The sequence below is a fragment of the Nitrosospira sp. NRS527 genome (assembly GCF_018406445.1).
Taxonomy (GTDB): domain Bacteria; phylum Pseudomonadota; class Gammaproteobacteria; order Burkholderiales; family Nitrosomonadaceae; genus Nitrosospira; species Nitrosospira briensis.
In genome coordinates this window covers 795,496-813,255 of record NZ_AP024515.1, presented here as the reverse complement: position 1 = coordinate 813,255, position 17,760 = coordinate 795,496, and the positions used below count along the sequence as shown (strand labels likewise).

17 protein-coding genes are annotated in these 17,760 nt (G+C 53.3%); 10 read left to right on the top strand and 7 right to left on the bottom strand.

Going from position 1 to position 17,760, the window contains the following annotated elements:
* Positions 1–179: 179 nt before the first annotated feature.
* From KJS40_RS03575 to KJS40_RS03560, 4 genes are all read left to right on the top strand, one after another.
* Positions 180–1,439 (top strand): 6-phosphofructokinase, encoded by a 1,260-nt coding sequence (locus KJS40_RS03575; RefSeq protein WP_213539100.1) that lies wholly within the window; start codon positions 180–182, stop codon positions 1,437–1,439.
* Positions 1,440–1,511: 72 nt separating this feature from the next.
* Positions 1,512–3,548, top strand: a complete 2,037-nt coding sequence (locus tag KJS40_RS03570; RefSeq protein ID WP_213539099.1) for a sodium-translocating pyrophosphatase — start codon at positions 1,512–1,514, stop codon at positions 3,546–3,548.
* Between the two features lie 217 nt (positions 3,549–3,765).
* Positions 3,766–4,173, top strand: a complete 408-nt coding sequence (locus tag KJS40_RS03565) for a heme-binding protein (protein ID WP_213539098.1) — start codon at positions 3,766–3,768, stop codon at positions 4,171–4,173.
* A 347-nt stretch (positions 4,174–4,520) separates the two neighbouring features.
* Positions 4,521–5,579, top strand: a complete 1,059-nt coding sequence (locus tag KJS40_RS03560; RefSeq protein ID WP_213539097.1) for an AI-2E family transporter — start codon at positions 4,521–4,523, stop codon at positions 5,577–5,579.
* A gap of 97 nt (positions 5,580–5,676) precedes the next feature.
* Here the strand turns inward: KJS40_RS03560 and KJS40_RS03555 are convergent, their stop codons facing one another.
* Positions 5,677–6,501 (bottom strand): SDR family NAD(P)-dependent oxidoreductase, encoded by an 825-nt coding sequence (locus KJS40_RS03555; protein ID WP_213539096.1) that lies wholly within the window; start codon positions 6,499–6,501, stop codon positions 5,677–5,679.
* 174 nt (positions 6,502–6,675) lie between these two features.
* Here KJS40_RS03555 and KJS40_RS03550 point away from each other — a divergent pair, with 174 nt between their 5' ends.
* Positions 6,676–7,374 carry an SDR family oxidoreductase gene (locus tag KJS40_RS03550; protein WP_213539095.1) on the top strand — a complete coding sequence of 233 codons (699 nt, stop codon included), beginning with the start codon at positions 6,676–6,678 and terminating at the stop codon, positions 7,372–7,374.
* A gap of 135 nt (positions 7,375–7,509) precedes the next feature.
* Here KJS40_RS03550 and KJS40_RS03545 read toward each other — a convergent pair whose 3' ends face one another.
* Together KJS40_RS03545 and KJS40_RS03540 are read right to left on the bottom strand one after the other, a co-directional pair.
* Positions 7,510–7,830 (bottom strand): heavy metal-binding domain-containing protein, encoded by a 321-nt coding sequence (locus KJS40_RS03545; protein ID WP_213539094.1) that lies wholly within the window; start codon positions 7,828–7,830, stop codon positions 7,510–7,512.
* 82 nt (positions 7,831–7,912) lie between these two features.
* Positions 7,913–8,257, bottom strand: coding sequence for a hypothetical protein (locus KJS40_RS03540; protein WP_213539093.1), 345 nt, complete (start codon positions 8,255–8,257; stop codon positions 7,913–7,915).
* Positions 8,258–8,590: 333 nt separating this feature from the next.
* Between KJS40_RS03540 and KJS40_RS03535 the strand changes: the two genes are divergently transcribed.
* The 3 genes from KJS40_RS03535 (at position 8,591) to KJS40_RS03525 (ending at position 12,366) form a co-directional block, all read left to right on the top strand.
* Positions 8,591–9,577 carry a Fe(3+) ABC transporter substrate-binding protein gene (locus KJS40_RS03535; protein WP_244859765.1) on the top strand — a complete coding sequence of 329 codons (987 nt, stop codon included), beginning with the start codon at positions 8,591–8,593 and terminating at the stop codon, positions 9,575–9,577.
* Positions 9,578–9,715: 138 nt separating this feature from the next.
* A complete protein-coding gene (locus tag KJS40_RS03530) occupies positions 9,716–11,275 on the top strand; it encodes an iron ABC transporter permease (protein ID WP_213539703.1) in 1,560 nt (519 codons plus the stop codon).
* A gap of 14 nt (positions 11,276–11,289) precedes the next feature.
* Complete coding sequence (locus KJS40_RS03525) at positions 11,290–12,366, top strand: ABC transporter ATP-binding protein (protein ID WP_213539092.1); 1,077 nt, start codon at positions 11,290–11,292, stop codon at positions 12,364–12,366.
* A 296-nt stretch (positions 12,367–12,662) separates the two neighbouring features.
* On the opposite strand, the gene KJS40_RS03520 is transcribed toward KJS40_RS03525, so the two are convergent.
* The 3 genes from KJS40_RS03520 to KJS40_RS03510 all read right to left on the bottom strand — a co-directional run bounded on the left by KJS40_RS03520 (position 12,663) and on the right by KJS40_RS03510 (position 15,438).
* On the bottom strand, positions 12,663–13,121 hold the full coding sequence (locus tag KJS40_RS03520) for a hypothetical protein (RefSeq protein ID WP_213539091.1): 459 nt from the start codon (positions 13,119–13,121) through the stop codon (positions 12,663–12,665).
* Positions 13,122–13,338: 217 nt separating this feature from the next.
* The gene (locus KJS40_RS03515; RefSeq protein WP_213539090.1) at positions 13,339–13,995 is read right to left on the bottom strand and encodes a response regulator transcription factor; all 657 of its coding nucleotides are present in this window, start codon (positions 13,993–13,995) and stop codon (positions 13,339–13,341) included.
* A gap of 12 nt (positions 13,996–14,007) precedes the next feature.
* Positions 14,008–15,438 (bottom strand): ATP-binding protein, encoded by a 1,431-nt coding sequence (locus KJS40_RS03510; RefSeq protein WP_213539089.1) that lies wholly within the window; start codon positions 15,436–15,438, stop codon positions 14,008–14,010.
* Positions 15,439–15,635: 197 nt separating this feature from the next.
* Here KJS40_RS03510 and KJS40_RS03505 point away from each other — a divergent pair, with 197 nt between their 5' ends.
* Both KJS40_RS03505 and KJS40_RS03500 read left to right on the top strand, forming a co-directional pair.
* Positions 15,636–15,827, top strand: coding sequence for a hypothetical protein (locus tag KJS40_RS03505; protein ID WP_213539088.1), 192 nt, complete (start codon positions 15,636–15,638; stop codon positions 15,825–15,827).
* Positions 15,828–15,943: 116 nt separating this feature from the next.
* Positions 15,944–16,603, top strand: coding sequence for a thiopurine S-methyltransferase (locus KJS40_RS03500; RefSeq protein WP_213539087.1), 660 nt, complete (start codon positions 15,944–15,946; stop codon positions 16,601–16,603).
* A 134-nt stretch (positions 16,604–16,737) separates the two neighbouring features.
* Here KJS40_RS03500 and mltB read toward each other — a convergent pair whose 3' ends face one another.
* Complete coding sequence (gene mltB, locus KJS40_RS03495) at positions 16,738–17,733, bottom strand: lytic murein transglycosylase B (protein WP_213539086.1); 996 nt, start codon at positions 17,731–17,733, stop codon at positions 16,738–16,740.
* Positions 17,734–17,760 lie beyond the last annotated feature (27 nt).

The following is a 17,760-nucleotide window of genomic DNA, read 5'->3' as shown; positions in this document are numbered from 1 at the left end:
GTGAGGGCAGATTTTGAGGATTTTGAAGGTCAATTTTCTATTGGTCGAAAAATCAGCGAAATATGAACCGCCCAGACGCTTTTGCAGCCAATTCCCTTTAAGTCCGACAGGCTGCCAGGGAGCAAACGCATCGGCGCAATGCGCAGCAGATAAAATTTTAGAATAATCAGGGGAAAATCATGGTAGCAAAAAATGCTTTTTATGCTCAATCCGGCGGCGTCACCGCCGTCATCAATGCCTCGGCCGCTGGCCTTATCGAAGCTGCCCGTCAGCAACAAGGGAAGATAGGCACGGTTTATGCGGGTCGTAACGGCATCATCGGTGCCCTGACTGAAGATCTGATCGATACCAGCAAGGATTCCGCCTCGGCAATCAGCGCCCTGCGTCATACTCCCTCGGGAGCATTCGGCTCTTGCCGTTACAAATTGAAAAGCCTCGAACAAAACCGGCGTGAGTACGAACGATTGATCGAGGTATTCAAGGCGCATGATATCGGCTACTTTTTTTATAATGGCGGCGGCGATTCCGCCGACACTTGCCTCAAGGTCTCGCAACTCGCAGATACCCTGGGCTATCCCATCCAGGCCATTCATGTACCGAAAACGGTGGATAACGACCTTCCCATTACAGACTGCTGCCCCGGCTACGGCTCGGTGGCAAAATATATCGCCGTATCCACGCTCGAGGCCAGCTTTGACGTCGCCAGCATGTCAAAGACATCGACGAAGGTATTCGTGCTGGAAGTGATGGGGCGCCATGCCGGATGGATCGCGGCGGCGGGCGGCCTGGCATCCAGTATCGACCGTGAAATCCCGGTTGTCATTCTCTTTCCCGAAATTCCTTTCGATAAAGCGAAATTTACCGCCAAGGTGGATAGCAATGTCAAAAAATTCGGCTACTGCTCGGTAGTGGTATCCGAGGGTGTAAAAGGGGAAGACGGTAAATTCCTTTCCGACCAGGGCATACGTGACGCTTTCGGTCACGCTCAACTGGGTGGTGTTGCCCCTGTTGTGGCAAATATCGTCAGAGAGGAGCTCGGCCTTAAATACCATTGGGCAGTTGCGGATTATCTGCAACGTGCCGCACGTCATATCGCCTCGAAGACCGATGTAGAGCAGGCTTACGCGATGGGCAAGGCAGCGGTGGAATTCGCCGTCAATGGACATAACGCCGTAATGCCTACCATAGAGCGTGTTTCCAACCAGCCCTATGAGTGGAAGGTGGGCATGGCGCAACTCTCCGAAGTTGCCAACGTCGAGAAAATGATGCCCGAGGATTTTATCAGCGAGGATGGCTTCGGCATCACCGACAAATGCAGGGAATATCTGGTGCCCCTTATCCAGGGAGAGGACTACCCCCCTTATAAGGATGGCCTACCGGACTACGTACGACTGAAGAATGTAGCAGTTGCAAAAAAACTGGGTGACTTTACGATCTAAATCCTTCAAGTTTAACGGGGGATTGAGAACGCTGAGTGTTTTCAAGCAGTCCGACTTTAACTGGAGATTTAAATGGCTACTGGTTTAATCATCGCGATTGCTTGTGCGATGGCTGCGCTACTATACGGAGTGGTTTCGATAAAGTGGATTGTCGCGTTGCCGACAGGTAACGAACGCATGCGGGAGATTGCCACTGCCATTCAAGAGGGCGCTTCCGCATACCTGAATCGGCAATACACGACCATAAGTATCGTTGGGGTGATTCTACTGGTAGCCATTTTTCTGGCATTGGGCTGGAAAACCGCAGTCGGGTTTTTCATCGGTGCTTTTTTGTCGGGTCTGACAGGCTATATCGGCATGAACGTTTCGGTGCGAGCCAATGTCCGTACCGCAGAAGCTGCAAGGGAGGGACTCAATGCGGCGCTGAACGTGGCATTCAGAGGCGGCGCGATAACCGGCATGCTCGTGGTGGGTCTGGGCTTGATGGGCGTGGCAGGCTACTATGCCTTCCTTACCGCCGGCTTGGGCACCAATGCATCGGATGCGACTCACGCTTTGGTAGGTCTGGCTTTCGGTAGCTCGCTGATCTCCATCTTCGCCCGTCTCGGTGGCGGTATTTTCACTAAAGGCGCCGACGTAGGCGCCGATCTGGTGGGCAAGGTCGAAGCCGGCATTCCCGAGGACGATCCGCGCAACCCGGCAGTCATTGCCGACAACGTGGGCGACAATGTCGGCGACTGCGCGGGGATGGCAGCCGATCTGTTCGAGACATACGCCGTGACCATTATCGCCACCATGCTGTTGGGTGGGTTGGTGATCACGGATGCCGGTCCCAATGCGGTTCTCTACCCGCTGGTACTGGGCGGATTTTCCATTATCGCTTCCATCATCGGTTGTTACTTCGTCAAGGCACGCGAGGGCGGAAAGATCATGAACGCGCTTTATCGCGGCCTCTCGGTTGCCGGTGTGCTGGCGGCGGTCGCCTTTTATCCCATCACGACGACGATGCTGGGCGACGGAGTGATGATTGACGGCAAGCTGGTTTCATCGATGAATCTATATCTTGCCGGGCTTGTAGGTCTGGTGCTGACTGCCGCAATGGTGTGGATCACCGAGTACTACACCTCTACCGAATATGGGCCGGTACAGCATATCGCGGAAGCCTCCAGCACCGGCCACGGAACCAACGTAATCGCCGGGCTGGGTGTGTCCATGAAATCGACCGCCGCTCCGGTACTTGCCGTCTGCGTCTCCATCTGGTGCGCCCAGGAGCTGGCGGGCCTTTATGGCATCGCCATCGCCGCCACCTCCATGCTGTCGATGGCAGGCATCATCGTGGCGCTCGACGCATATGGGCCGATTACCGACAATGCCGGCGGAATTGCGGAAATGGCTGGTTTACCATCGGAGATACGCGATATCACCGACCCGCTGGATGCGGTAGGAAACACTACCAAGGCGGTAACGAAAGGCTACGCCATCGGCTCTGCCGGTTTGGCCGCGCTGGTACTGTTTGCCGATTACACTCACGCGCTTTCCACCGGCGGCAAGCTCGTGAGTTTTGATTTATCCGATCACATGGTAATCATCGGCTTGTTCCTTGGCGGCATGGTGCCATACCTGTTCGGCGCCATGGCGATGGAGGCTGTCGGTCGGGCTGCCGGTTCGGTGGTGGTGGAAGTACGCCGCCAGTTCAGGGAAATTCCCGGGATCATGGAAGGTACCGCGAAACCGGACTATTCCAGAGCGGTTGATATGGTAACGAAGGCTGCCATCAAGGAAATGATTATCCCCTCGTTGCTGCCCGTGGCGGTGCCCCTGCTCGTCGGCCTCATGCTTGGCCCCGTCGCCTTGGGTGGTGTGCTGATTGGCGCCATTATCACGGGTATTTTTGTAGCGATTTCCATGACTGCCGGTGGCGGAGCCTGGGATAATGCCAAAAAATACATTGAGGATGGCCACTTTGGCGGCAAGGGTTCGGAGGCGCATAAAGCGGCCGTAACCGGCGATACTGTCGGCGACCCCTACAAAGACACCGCAGGGCCCGCGATCAACCCACTCATCAAGATCATGAACATTGTTGCCTTATTGATTGTCCCGCTGTTATGAGCCTTTTATTCGCAGACAAGGCACGCCGAGAAATTATGGCGTGCTTTTTTTTGTGCACCAAAGCTCACATACTGCTCTTTCAAACTTTCCAGATTCTCGGATGTTATATATTCTGCGAGGAATATCATGAACTTCGTCACTTCAAGCTTGACCCGGAGCCCGATCCAGGCCGGCAATGACATATTCACACAGTTACTTACCTACCGGATCAATAATCATGAATAACAAGATCGCCCTCACGCTCGATGACGCCAAAATCATTGCCGCCGCATCGGAAGCGGAGGCCAAACGCAATAACTGGCCGGTGGTGATCGCAATCGTTGATGATGGGGCTCACCTGGTTTACCTGCTGCGCCTCGACAACACCCAGTTCGGCAGCGTTGATGTCGCAATTCAGAAGGCCTGCGCTGCGATTGCATTTCGACGTCCCACCAAAGTGTGGGAAGAACACGTCACTGACGGACGCCTGCGTTATCTCGGCCTGCCTGGAACCCTGCCGATCGAAGGTGGCTTACCCATCACAGTGGATGGCCAGTTCATCGGCGCAATAGGAGTGAGCGGTGTGAGATCTCATGAGGATGCACAAATTGCACAGGCGGGATTGAATGCAATGCTAAAAAGCTGATATGTTGATCGTCGAACTCGGTGGCTCGATAATTAAACCGTCACCTGTCCACCTCATGGTCAATTCAAACAGAAAACGCTGTCATGAGTATATTCCACGCCTGTTATGAGCGCTTCGGTCTTCGTTACCGGACAGGTATTTAGAGCCAAACATTCCCACGCATCGTATGCCCGAGACGCTCTTCAGGGCGCTTCCCGGAGAGGCCACCCCGGCCATTGCCGTGTCCTGAACACAGATTAACTGCACAAACTTGGTCTCATTTTTTTCAACACCACTATCTATCCTGGGGCTGAGTTAAGATACGATTCGGCCTACAAATATGTTCTTTACCTGACCATCTGGATTATATGAATTCCGTGGAGCTTCAACAAAAAACCTTCTTGCTCCTATTGGTTGTCGTCACCCTCGCATTCGGGTGGATTCTCTGGCCATTCTACGGTGCGGTATTTTGGGGCTCGGTTCTTGCCATCATCTTTACACCGTTTCATCGCCGATTGCTGGCCGTCATGAACCAGCGGCAGAATCTTGCCGCGCTCACCACCCTCCTGCTCTGCCTGATCATAGTGATTCTTCCGGTTACGATAATGACGATTTCGCTGCTGCAGGAAGGAGCGCTCGTCTACCAGGGAATCCGGTCTGGACAGCTTAATTTCGGCGCTTATTTTCAGCAGATCATGGGGGCCATGCCACCGTGGGTCATCCACTTGCTGGATCGGCTCGGGCTCACCAATATTTCCGAGCTGCAGGATATGCTATCGACCGGCGCTTTGCAGGGTAGTCAATTTATCGCAATGCACGCTCTCAGTATCGGTCAGAATGCCTTTGAATTCGTCATCAGCTTTGGCATTATGCTGTATCTGCTGTTTTTCCTGCTGCGCGACGGCGCCGCTCTCTCCATCAGGATCAAACATGCGATGCCCCTCAGCATGGAGCACAAGCGGCATCTGTTCAGCAAGTTCACTACGGTTATTCGCGCCACCGTAAAGGGCAACGTTGTTGTCGCCGCGGCGCAAGGCACGCTGGGGGGAATAATGTTTTCGTTCCTCGGCATTCAAGGAGCCCTGCTATGGGGCTTTGTGATGGCCTTCCTATCCCTGTTGCCCGCGGTCGGGGCCGGGCTGATCTGGATGCCGGTAGCAATCTACTTTCTGTTTACGGGAGCTATTTGGCAGGGTGTCACTCTCATCGCTTTCGGCGTACTCGTTATCGGGCTCGTGGATAACATCTTGCGCCCCATACTCGTCGGCAGGGATACCAAAATACCCGATTATGTGATTCTCATCTCGACGCTGGGAGGCATGGTCCTTTTCGGCCTTAACGGCTTCGTTATCGGACCGGTAATTGCGGCGCTCTTCATCGCGGCATGGGATCTCTTTTCCTCATCGAAAGAAGCACCGACGGACTGACGGCGCGAACTGGCTGGCAGCAAGCCGTTCTGCAAAAGACGCAAGTAAGGAAGCTGTGCGATCGAATGGTCCGGAACTCTTCAAATCGTCAAGTCGGTTACCGCCTGGAGAATCTCATCTGGAGCCGGACCGTCCAGGCAAAGATGCGGCCACCCAACAGCCACCTGGCTATGACCGATATCCTGGAATCGAAGGGAAGTGCATGTCTTACCGGTGGAACCGAAGACGTGACGGCATCAAGCACCGCTTTAGCGATAATTTCCGGACCGGGCGCCCTGGGTTCGCCAGCCAGAAGGTTATGCACGCCGTCGATAAGTTTTTTGTAGGCTGGCGGATGCCCAATGGTCTTTAATAACCTTAGCTGGTTGGGAACAAACTCCGTCTTTATCAAGCCAGGCGCAATGAGCACAACTTTGATTCCGAACTCCATCACCTCACTCCGCAGGGCATCGGTTAGCGCTTCAATAGCATGCTTGCTAGCCGCGTACCAACCAAAACCGGGCACCGATATCCTGCTCAGCGCGGAAACGATATTGACTATCGATCCCGATTTCTGCTCCCGCATATGCGGGAGGACCGCTTGCATGAATCGTGCATAGCCGAAAACGTTGACTTCGAACTGCCGATGGGCAGCCTCCATCGAAACACATTCGATAGCGCCCAACTGGCAGAGCGCTGCGTTGTTGACCAGCACATCGATGCGCCCCTTGGTCGATATAATGTGACTCACGGCACGGTTAATGCCTTCTTCATCGGTCACGTCCAGTTCTATCGGCTCGATGCGATCAGAACGAATCTCTTCCAGCCTGTACAGGCGCCGCGCCACGGCAAATACATAATAACCATTCTGAGCAAGAAGCTCAGCCGCAGCCCTTCCGATACCGCTGGATGCACCCGTTACCAATGCGATCCGCTGAGTCATGTCGTTCGCTCCTTTTATATTGCCATTCGTTTCACTTTTTATACATAATAAGGGAGCATGCAATTAAACGGCGGTGTCTCGGTAACCCTGAGATATTCGTTCTCCGATATTTCTTTATAGCATCAGGCAGCGCGGCATTTTCCGGTAGACCGGCAAGCGCATGAGGAGAGAAATATGAAAACCGCATTAATCACAGGAGCCAACCGCGGAATTGGGCTGGAATTTTGCAGACAGTATGCCGCAGAGAACTGGCGCATTCTGGCTTGCACTCGTCATCCGGAAAAATCAGATGCGCTTGATATGCTGGCCGCAGGCTATCCTGGGCAGGTTACCGTACATGCGCTTGATGTTGCTGATCATGCGCAAATCGAGGGATTGGCGCAATCGTTAGCTGGCGAACCGATCGATCTGCTTCTCAACAACGCGGGAATTTATACGGGCTCTCATGCAGGCGCTTTCAATAGTATCGATTATGAGGCCTGGGCCCATGAATTTCGTGTCAATACCATGGCAACGCTCAAGATGGCCCAGGCATTCAACTCGCATGTTGCCGGAAGCAGTCAAAAAATGATCGTGACCATCAGCAGCAAGATGGGCAGCATTGCGGAGAACGACAGCGGCGGCAGCTACCTGTACCGGTCCAGCAAGGCAGCCGTAAATATGGTTATCAAAAGCCTTGCCATTGACCTGAAAACAGTGGGAATCATTGCAGTGGTATTGCATCCCGGATGGGTGCAGACCGATATGGGCGGCAAGAATGCGCTCATCTCCACGGCAAAAAGCGTGTCCGGCATGCGGCATGTCATCAGCGGCCTCACGTTGGCGGATTCAGGTAAATTCATCGCCTATGATGGCAAGCCGATTCCGTGGTAAGTGCTCGCTCTCCGCAGCAGCAGCCGCTGCCATTCGATATGATCTTGTCAGTCCGGATGTTGGCTCGTGAGCCCGCCTCCGCCTCTCGTCGATAGCGGCTTGATCAATTCGGAGAGATTGCGCTTTAGCAGCCCCTTATTCAACGATTACCGCCGTCCCGCTAGCCGAAACCATCAGCATTCCATTTTCCTTGCCCATTATCTCGTAATCGATATCGATGCCGATTACAGCGTTTGCACCAAGATCCTGGGTGCGGCGCTGTAGCTCGTCAAGCGCGATTTCCCGCGCGCGCTGCAATTCTTTCTCATAGGTTGCGGAGCGTCCTCCCACTAGGTCACGGATTCCAGCAAAAAGGTCTTTAAACAAATTGGCGCCGAGGATCGCTTCGCCGGCGATGACCCCGCAGTATTTCGTAATGCGCTTTCCCTCAATGCTCGGGGTAGTGGTAAGTTGCATAAGCCTCCCATTGACGTTCTTCAATAAATAAGTAACAAGCCATAGTGGGCTATCTGTACCGCTTATCCATGGCAAGGCGCTGTTACTGCGGCGCAGCGGGTTTGGGTCTTTTACGAAGCTTCTTCAGAGGGCGCTTTCCTTGCGTACCGTCACGGGACTTGAACTGATCGGGTGTCGGCATCCCCTTGCGTCGCACGTTTCGCTCAGCCGAAGAGTTGCGCTCCGAGGCGTTTCGTTCCGAAGCGTTTCGCTCTGCGTTGTTCCGCTCCGAGGTGCCCCGCTCGGAAGTCATGGCGCGATTGGCAGGAGTAAGCGTAATCTCAAGCTCGTTGATCTCATCCCATTCTGCTTCGGTACGTTGTCTTTCCGGAATAGCAAGAAGCTCTTGCAGGCGAATATTAGGCGGACTCGGCTGTAGTTTATCCATAGTATATTTAATGCGATGCTCTACTGATAATTATTATCATTTATAATGGTATTTGGTTGATCTCACTGTTGATATCCGGAGTAAATAATAATGTTAAATACCTGGTTAAAAAAATATCTGAACAAGACTCGCATGCAGCGCTTGGCTGGTAACTCTACCGGAAGAATCGGGAGGACGACAAGGATCGCAACATACGCTTCTACGACGATGCCACGGCCGGAAATCACAATGCAGGGAGCGCCCGATTTTACCCACACAATAATACATTATAGGTCGCCCTCGCGCCTTGGTGGGGAAACTCAGAGGCTTATTCCGCGAGTCCTCAATCAATATATTACTGCAATATTTTGCTTTGCCATTTTCTTTGGCGCCAGCGCATCTCATGCAGAGCAAGTAGTAGTCTATTCTGCTCGGATCGAACAGCTCATCAAACCAATGTTCGACGCTTTCACTAAAGATACCGGCATCAACGTGAAATTCGTCACTGACAAGGAAGGCCCATTGCTGGCGCGCCTCAAGGCGGAAGGGAAAAACACACCTGCCGACATGCTGATCACCTCGGATGCGGGCAATTTGTGGGAGGCCGCCCAGGAAGGCCTGTTGAGGCCCGTCGAGTCAAAAACGCTCCAGGCAAATGTTCCCGCCTACCTCCGTGATCCCCGGAATCAGTGGTTCGGCCTATCCGTGCGGGCCCGCACTATCATATATAACACACAGAAAGTAAAGCCTTCGGATCTTTCTACCTACGAAGCGCTGGCTGAACCTCAATGGAAAGGACGGTTGTGCCTGCGCACTTCCAAGAAAGTATACAACCAGTCGCTGGTCGCGATGATGATCGCTGAGCATGGCGCGGCCAGGACCGAAGAAATTATCAAAGGCTGGGTCGCCAATCTCGCTATCGACCCTCTGTCCGACGAAACCAAGGCAATGGAATTCGTCGCCGCAGGGCGATGCGATGTCACAATAGCCAACAGCTATTACTATGGCCGCCTGATGGAAAAAAATCCGGCATTGCCACTTGCGATTTTCTGGCCTAACCAGGAAGGCAGCGGCGTTCACGTCAATATCTCGGGGGCAGGAATTACAAAATACGCGCATAACATACCGGCTGCAACCAGATTGCTCGAATTTCTGTCATCCGAAAAAGCCCAGAATCTCTTTGCCGACGTGAATATGGAATACCCGGTCAATCCCAGGGTAAAACCCGACCCGGCTGTCGCCGCCTGGGGCACCTTCAAGCAGAATACGATAAACGTAACCACAGCCGGGGAATTGCAGGCAGAAGCGGTAAAACTGATGGATCGCGCGGGCTATCGATAAGGCGTCAAGGATGTGAGAGATGAAACGCTTAGCTCAGCGGAGGCTGATTCAGGCACGAAAAATGGGTTTTTAAGTGCCTCGAGCTCCGCCTACCGGACCTCAAACGGCTGGCGTCTAATCCCCTTTCTGGTAGCTGCGATGGTGCTCGTGCCAGTTGGTACGGTCATCTCGTCCTTGTTCGTGCCGGCGGGCGATGTCTGGCAACATCTGGTGGAAACGACACTGGCCGGTCTGCTGGTCAATACGTTCTGGCTCGCGGTGGGCGTGGCCGCAGGTTCCGCGCTATTGGGAGTAAGCCTGGCCTGGTTTACTGCGGTGTGCGAGTTCCCCGGCCGTAAATTCTTTTCGTGGGCATTATTGCTGCCGCTTGCCATTCCCGCATATGTTACCGCGTTCGTGGCTTTGGGCCTGTTCGATTACATCGGCCCGGTGCAAACGGCGCTACGCACCTGGCTGGGGCCCGATCTATTCTGGTTTCCGGATATACGCAGCAGGCTGGGCGTTATCATTGTCATGGTTCTGGCGTTTTATCCTTACGTCTATTTGCTGGCGCGAAATGCGTTTCTTACTCAAGGGAAACGCTCGCTGGAGGTTGCCCAGTCGTTAGGCTTTAATCGCACACAAGGATTTTTCAAATTGGCGTTGCCGATGGCGCGCCCGTGGATTGCAGGCGGGACAATGCTGGCACTGATGGAAACGCTTGCCGATTTCGGGACAGTGGCAGTCTTCAATTACGATACGTTCACCACTGCTATTTATAAAGCCTGGTTTGCGATGTTTTCCCTGACCGCAGCTTCTCAACTCGCCTCGCTGCTGATCGTTATCGTTTTTGCCGTGATAATCGTGGAGCAGCAATTTCGTTCACGCATGCGCTATGCCGAAACCAGGCAAAGTGCGAAGGCGATCCCCATCCCGCTCACCGGCTGGCGCGCATGGCTGATCTCAGGATTTGCGTCAGGCACGCTTTTCTTTGCGTTCCTGTTACCCGTCATGCAACTGGGCATTTGGGCAGTGGGCGTTGTCGAACGTGATTTCGACCAGCGTTACCTGGAATTTCTCTGGCACTCGCTGCTATTATCCGCTTTTGCCGCCCTACTCACCTGCACCGTTGCGCTGCTCATGGTCTACGCTGCACGACGCTGCCCGGACTCCGCCACGCGTGGCGCAGTGCGCATATCCACTATTGGATATGCTCTGCCAGGCGCTGTTCTCGCGGTTGGAATTTTCATCCCCATAGCCTGGCTGGATGGCTGGCTGAGCGAAATGGCCATGCAGCTATTTCATATAGAAACCGGCTTGCTCATCCAGGGCACCCTCGTCACGATGCTGATTGCCTATATGACGCGTTTTCTCGCGGTCAGCCACAGCCCCATAGACAGTGCCATGCAGCGTGTAACCGGCAGCATCGATGAGGCCGCCATGGGGCTTGGTTTAAGCGGATGGGCGACACTCCGCCGCGTACACTTGCCCATTCTGAAGGGCGGCATATTCACCGCCGCCGCGCTGGTATTCGTGGATGTCATGAAAGAGATGCCCATCACGTTGATGACCCGGCCTTTCGGCTGGGATACCCTCTCGGTGCGGATTTTCGAAATGACGACGGAAGGCCAATGGGAGCAGGCCGCGTTACCTGCCGTGACGCTGGTACTGGCAGGCCTGCTTCCCCTGATATTTTTTATGCGGCAAACCGAAAGTTGATTTGAGCGACTGCCATGAATACGCTGCTTGAGCTCAGAAATATCCGGCATGCCTATGGCCGGCAAACAGTGGTGAACGACTTATCGCTCGCGCTAAAAAAAGGTGCCATCGGCTGCCTGCTGGGACCGAGCGGGTGCGGCAAGACAACGGTACTGCGATGTATCGCCGGGTTTGAGCCCATCTCGGCCGGCGAGATTGCGCTCAATGGCGTAGTGATAAGTAACGCGGATTTTAGCTTGCCGCCGGAACGGCGACACATCGGTATGGTGTTTCAGGACTATGCATTATTTCCTCACCTGACCGTTCAGGCCAATGTTGGCTTTGGCCTGCATCGCATGCAAAAAACGGAGCGTGCGGCACGCACCGCTGAAATGCTCAAAACCGTAGGTCTTGCTGATGTGGCAGACAAGTATCCACACCAGCTTTCGGGCGGCCAGCAGCAACGCGTCGCCCTGGCGAGAGCACTTGCACCAAAGCCTGACTTACTGTTGCTGGATGAGCCTTTCTCCAATCTGGATGTGACGCTGCGTGGCCGCTTGAGCTTGGAGGTGCGCGACATTCTCAAGAGCCAGAATGCTACCGCCATTTTGGTAACGCATGACCAGGACGAGGCTTTTGCCATAGCGGATGAAATCGGCGTCATGCACCAGGGCGAAATCCAGCAATGGGATACCGGCTATAACCTCTATCACAGGCCCGCCAACCGGTTCGTTGCAAATTTCATCGGCCAGGGCGTTTTTCTCCCCGGCAAAATACTGGATCCACATCACGTGGAAATCGAGCTAGGGACTCTGGCAGGAGAGGTGCCGCATCAGTGCATGCCGGACTGCCAACTATGTCGCGAGGGAAATCCCGTGGATGTGCTCATACGACCGGATGATATTGTGCACGATGACGCAAGCCCCCTTCAAGCCGCCGTGATGCACAAGGCTTTCCGTGGCGCCGACATCATGTATACGCTGCGCCTGCCCGGCGGTGGCACCGCCCTATCACTGGTACCGAGCCACCATAACCATGCAATAGGCGAAAAAATCGGTATCAAACTGGAGGCGGATCACGTTGTGGCATTCAGCCAATCTGCATCCATCTGAAGCCTCAACGCAACCGCGTCAATCGCTTATCGGTTCCTGCAGCACTCAAGCGAAACGCGCATCATATATTCCCTGATTCAGCGTGTACCCTGCCTTCTTATGGGATTGCCAAAACTTAAACCCAGATAATTCATTAGGACGCGAGATGATGGCGAGGCAGGTTGCAAGACAGTTTTGCCGGTTGGGAGAAATCCATAGCTTGGTCTATGGACGCCGCGCAGGTGGCAAAAATGGCGGCGAAAATGGCCGCCAGCACTCGCGTAGGCTCGCAGAGCCGCCTAATGAATTATCTGGGTTTAAATCTGCTCATTGGGATCAGATTCGACCTTGGCGTTGTTCTCGTGGTTTCGCTCCTGCCGTTTTTCCGCTGGGGTGGCGTGATCGCGCGGGGCAAGTTCTGACGCCATTTGCCGGTGAAAAGCAGCCAGCTTTATGTCTTCCTCGGCGATTCGCTCATATTTGTGCAGCAAAGCCGAAGTATACGATTGCTTATCTTGTGCCTGCCTACCATAAAGGTAGCTTTTTTCTTCATAATGCTGAAGCAGTTTCTTTTGTTCCTCCGCTTTTCTCAGCATCTCTTTGGCGGTATTTTGGTATTGCTTTGCCAATTTTTCGTGATCAGCATAAGTTTTCGCACTCTTTCCAGCCCTGTTGATATTGTCATTCTGCGCTTCGAGAGGACTCATTTGCGCGCAGGAGGCCAACAAACCAAGGGCAGACAAGATCGCAACGAATGTTCCTGATTTTGTTTTCACGATGGGACCCGGGTAGGATGAAAGTGGCTTCATGCTAACTCGGTTCACACCACTGAATATATTGGGGAAACCCTGTTTTTTTTCTAAGGGAAACCTTTATGCAACTTTTATATGGTGGAAGTGGCTAATATAAATGTTGATGGTACGATGCGGTTCTAAAGAAGATCGGACGGAAAACATCCGGACAATCTGACGGAAAACTTGAGGGCAATGTCTGCTATTGCGGTTCGGAAATCCAGTGGGTAGCATAACGTATCAAATCCGCGCCGTCTTTCAGGTTCAATTTGGTACGGATGTGGAAGCGATGCGTTTCGATAGTTTTAATACTGCGGCTAAGCAACCGGGCAATTTCCTGACTGCTATGCCCGGATCCGATCAAGTGCAGCACCTCAAACTCGCTCGGGGTCAGACTGTTGACCAACGGTTCAGACTCCGAATTTCCGGTCACCACGCGATTCAACAGCCTGGCATACATGGGCTTGCTCAGATAAATATTTCCCTTTAACACCTCGCGGATAGCAGTTATCAGCACTTCACCCGGCTCCTGCTTCATCACGTAGCCACGCGCGCCTGCCCGCAAAGCACGTTCCGCATACACGCCTTCGTCGTGCATGGAAACGACGAGTACGGGCAATGCCGGCATCGAAATATGTATGCTTTTTATGACCTCAAAACCGGAGAGGGTCTTGAGAGACACATCCATTAAAACGATATCGGCATGATGCTCCGCTTTGAGGGCGGCCAGCGCTTCTTCGCCGTCGCCCGCTTCACCCGATACCTCCATGTCCGGCTCGAGATTGATGAGCATTGCCATACCATGCCGTAACATGGCGTGATCGTCCACCAGCATTACTCGTGCTTTCAAGGCTGACATATCAGGAAACTCCTACACCATTCGCATTGCGAGCCGCACTTCCATTCCCCCTTCCGGGTGCGACAGGAATTCCAACCCCGCGCCAAGCTGCCGGGCACGATATTGCATGATTTTAATGCCCATTCCCGGGGTTGCGCCGTATTTTTTTTTGGAATCGGCAAAACCACTGCCGTCATCGCGGATCGACAGGTGGAGCATTCCTTCCTCTGAAAACAGCAAAATTGTCACTTGCCGCGCGCGGCCGTGCCGTATCGCATTATTGGTAGCTTCCTGGGCAATCCGGTAAAGATTAAGTGCGAAATTCTTATCCTCGATAACGACTTCACTTTTGCATACGAAATCACATGTAATCTTATAGGTAATTGCGATTCTCGATGCAAATACCCGCAATGCGCCCATGAGGCCATTTGTCTCCAGTTCAAATGGAAGCAGTCCCTGTGCAAGCTGCTTGCATTGCATTACGGCAACCTGCGCTTGGGTGGCAATGGAGGCAGCAATCGTCGCCGCATCCCCACTTCCCGACGCGGATATTCTTTTCTCCAATGCCTTGGCTTGATAACCAATCGCTGCAATCTGCTGCCCAAGATTATCGTGCAATTCCTGTCCGATCGAACGCTGGTGTTCTTCCGCTATGGAAACCAGTGTCTGTTCCAGACGTTTGCGCTCAAGCCATCTCTCCAGATCAGTCGCGACCGCATCGATGAGCCGCTGCTCTTCCGGCACCAGGAATGGCTTGTCTTCCGGATAGAAAACACGCAACTGGCCGCAGAGTTCGTTGTTGGCGTTAATCTCCGAGTGCAGTGCATGCTTACGGCCTTGGCCGTGATTGTCAGAAGTGAAGTGCCTGCCATCGAGTTCGATCATGGCGGTAGCGATTTCCGGGAATTGCATGGCGGGTATCAGGTGCTCGAAAATCTGCTGGCAGACGTTATCTACCGATAATTCCAGCCCCATACCTCGGCGAATCTCATAGAGACAGGTGATTTCCTTCAGGCGCTCGCTCAGCGCCTCATCGATCTGTTTCCGCTCAAACCACCTCTCCAGATCAGTCGCGACCGCGTCGATGAGCCGCTGCTCCTCCGGCACCAGGAATCGCGTGTCTTCCGGATAGAAAACACGCAGTTGGCCGCAGAGCTCGTTGTTGGCGTTAATCTTCGAGTGCAGTTCGTGCTTACGGCCCGGGCCGTGATTATCAGAAGCGAAGCGCCTGCCATCGAGTTCGATCACGGCGGTAGCGATTTCCGGGAATTGCATGGCGGGTATCAGGTGCTCAAAAATCTGCTGGCAGACATTATCCACCGATAGTTCCGGCCCCATACCACGGCGAATTTCGTAGAGACAGGTAATTTCTTTCAGACGCTCGCGCAGCGCCTGACCTGCATTTGCATGCTCATCAATGGGGTGATGGGCCGCATCCACGTGTCTTTTATCCTGGCTGGTCATTAAAGGCTTTCATCATTCGATCAATTCAATCTACCGTTTCGCCCGTCCATGAAATGAACTTGAATATTCCGCTTAGTTTATATTAGTCATACGCTTCAGGTGAGTCCATCGCTATACCGCGCGAGGAATCCCGAAAATGTATTCATGCGCGCGGATGACATCGCGCCTGATGATGCCAGGCTCCTTCAAGCCTCGTCATGCAAAAGACTTTCCAAGACACCGACATCATGTACATCCAGCACCGGCCCAGCAGTGGCACGGCGCTGCCGCCGATACCCAATTATCATAATCACGCAATAGGCAAAAAAATCGGTATCATGTCGGAGGTGGATCGGTCATGGCATTCGGTCAACCTGCACCATGATTGCACAGCCATAATCGCAGCGTAAATGTTCTACATATTCAGAAAAGTAACTCGCCGATTAAAGTTACTTGTAATCGACACAATGTGTAAGGCAGCAATAAGCGCAGCGTATTGCGCAATACGAGTGGTCGGGATATAAAAATGGAAAAAGATTATTGGCTGGAGCGCTGGAAGCAGGAAGAAACCGGTTTTCACCAAAACGAGGTTAATCCGTATTTGCGCCAATACTGGCAGGAGTTGCATCTTGCCACCGGCAGCGAGGTATTCGTGCCGCTGTGCGGCAAAAGCCGCGACATGTTATGGCTAAGTGAACAGGGATATGCAGTGCTAGGGGTGGAAACCAGCGCGGTCGCAGTGCAATCGTTCTTCAAAGAGAACGGCTACATCCCGAATCAAACAAGCAGCGAAAATTTCGACCGCTACGATGCAAGCGGGGTCCGAATCCTGTGCGGGGATTTTTTTGACCTGAGCAAACACGACCTGGCGAAAACAAGCGCGGTGTACGATCGCGCATCACTAATCGCGCTGCCGCCGGAAATGCGCGAACGTTATGCAGATCACCTGTTGAGCATCCTGCCGCCTGCAGCGCCAATCCTGCTGATCACCCTGGACTATCCCCAACAGGAAATGGCGGGCCCACCGTTTGCGGTTTCTGCGAACGAAGTCGAGGCGCTCTACCACGAGCGGTTCACGATACGGCTACTGTCGCAATTGGACGTGCTTACGCAAGAACCACGCTTTCAGGAACGCGGCTTGAGCCGGTTACAGGAAAGCGTTTTCCTTCTAACCCCGCATAGATAGCAAAACCGAGCGGCTGTTTATAAAAATGAAGTATCGTCCCTGATCGATTACAATAATTCAGGCAGTATTTTCCCAGTGCGGAATACCGGGGTAACTACCGATATGGATGTGGCCAAAATCTTGCACAAGCAACTTCAATTAGAATTTCTTGCCGCACGAATCTCGTCAGCCAGTTGCAGCACACTCATGGCGTAATTCACGCTGCGGTTATAGCGAGTGATGACGTAGAAGTTATTGAAGCCCAGCCAATGTTCGTTTCCGGTTTTATTTTCCAGTTCGATCAGCGTAGCCTGGCGGTCAACCGGTAGAGCGACTTGCGGCGCAATGCCCAATTTTCTCATTCTCTCCACGGTATATGCCGGTCTTTCCCCTGCGTATATTGCCTCACGGTAACTCTCGCCGTTGACGAGGGCGGACGCGACTATCGCTTGCTCTGTTTCCCAGCCGTAGCCCTTCAGATAATTGGCGACGCTGCCAATCGCATCCACGGTGCTGCCGGACAAATCGACCTTGCCATCATTATCGAAATCCACGGCATATCGCCGATAGCTGCTGGGCATGAATTGCGGGATGCCAATAGCCCCTGCATACGAGCCTTTGATGCTCAGCAGGTCTGAACGCTGTTCCCGCCCCAGCAGCAAGTAATGTTCCAGTTCATCGCGAAAAAAAGCGGCACGCTTCGGATAATCAAACGCCAGCGTAGTCAATGCATCCAACACGCGATGCTTGCCGGTTTGTACGCCATAGTTTGTTTCGACACCAATTATGGCAGTAATGATTTCTTCAGGAACACCAAACTCCTTGCGCGCCCGCTCCAAGGTCGAGGCATGGCTGTTCCAGAAAACAACGCCATCAGTGACACGCTGGGGGGTAACAAGTATTGGGCGGAATTCGTACCATGGCTTGGAAGTCGCCGGGCGCGAAATTGCATTGACGATGGAAGGCTGAAACTGGGCCAAACGGAAAATACTTTCAAGTTCAGCCTGGGCGAATCCATGCCTTTCCACCATCTGGCCGATGAAAGCTTCGAGTTCCGGCCGCAGTGGCGGTGCCGCCGCGGTGGCGCCGGTCGTACCCGTCGCACATCCAGCGAGCGTCAGAAATCCGAAGGCATAGAGTAACAGTCGCATGAATTCTCCCTAATTTTCAAATACAGA

Excerpts from the sequence above, each read along its gene's own strand:
- mltB (WP_213539086.1), bottom strand. The coding sequence starts at position 17,733 with ATGCGACTGTTACTCTATGCCTTCGGATTTCTGACGCTCGCTGGATGT.
- KJS40_RS03510 (WP_213539089.1), bottom strand. The coding sequence starts at position 15,438 with ATGACCAGCCAGGATAAAAGACACGTGGATGCGGCCCATCACCCCATT.
- KJS40_RS03550 (WP_213539095.1), top strand. The coding sequence starts at position 6,676 with ATGAAAACCGCATTAATCACAGGAGCCAACCGCGGAATTGGGCTGGAA.
- KJS40_RS03575 (WP_213539100.1), top strand. The coding sequence starts at position 180 with ATGGTAGCAAAAAATGCTTTTTATGCTCAATCCGGCGGCGTCACCGCC.
- KJS40_RS03555 (WP_213539096.1), bottom strand. The coding sequence starts at position 6,501 with ATGACTCAGCGGATCGCATTGGTAACGGGTGCATCCAGCGGTATCGGA.
- KJS40_RS03540 (WP_213539093.1), bottom strand. The coding sequence starts at position 8,257 with ATGGATAAACTACAGCCGAGTCCGCCTAATATTCGCCTGCAAGAGCTT.
- KJS40_RS03500 (WP_213539087.1), top strand. The coding sequence starts at position 15,944 with ATGGAAAAAGATTATTGGCTGGAGCGCTGGAAGCAGGAAGAAACCGGT.
- KJS40_RS03545 (WP_213539094.1), bottom strand. The coding sequence starts at position 7,830 with ATGCAACTTACCACTACCCCGAGCATTGAGGGAAAGCGCATTACGAAA.
- KJS40_RS03505 (WP_213539088.1), top strand. The coding sequence starts at position 15,636 with ATGCAAAAGACTTTCCAAGACACCGACATCATGTACATCCAGCACCGG.
- KJS40_RS03525 (WP_213539092.1), top strand. The coding sequence starts at position 11,290 with ATGAATACGCTGCTTGAGCTCAGAAATATCCGGCATGCCTATGGCCGG.
- KJS40_RS03530 (WP_213539703.1), top strand. The coding sequence starts at position 9,716 with ATGGTGCTCGTGCCAGTTGGTACGGTCATCTCGTCCTTGTTCGTGCCG.
- KJS40_RS03565 (WP_213539098.1), top strand. The coding sequence starts at position 3,766 with ATGAATAACAAGATCGCCCTCACGCTCGATGACGCCAAAATCATTGCC.
- KJS40_RS03560 (WP_213539097.1), top strand. The coding sequence starts at position 4,521 with ATGAATTCCGTGGAGCTTCAACAAAAAACCTTCTTGCTCCTATTGGTT.
- KJS40_RS03570 (WP_213539099.1), top strand. The coding sequence starts at position 1,512 with ATGGCTACTGGTTTAATCATCGCGATTGCTTGTGCGATGGCTGCGCTA.
- KJS40_RS03515 (WP_213539090.1), bottom strand. The coding sequence starts at position 13,995 with ATGTCAGCCTTGAAAGCACGAGTAATGCTGGTGGACGATCACGCCATG.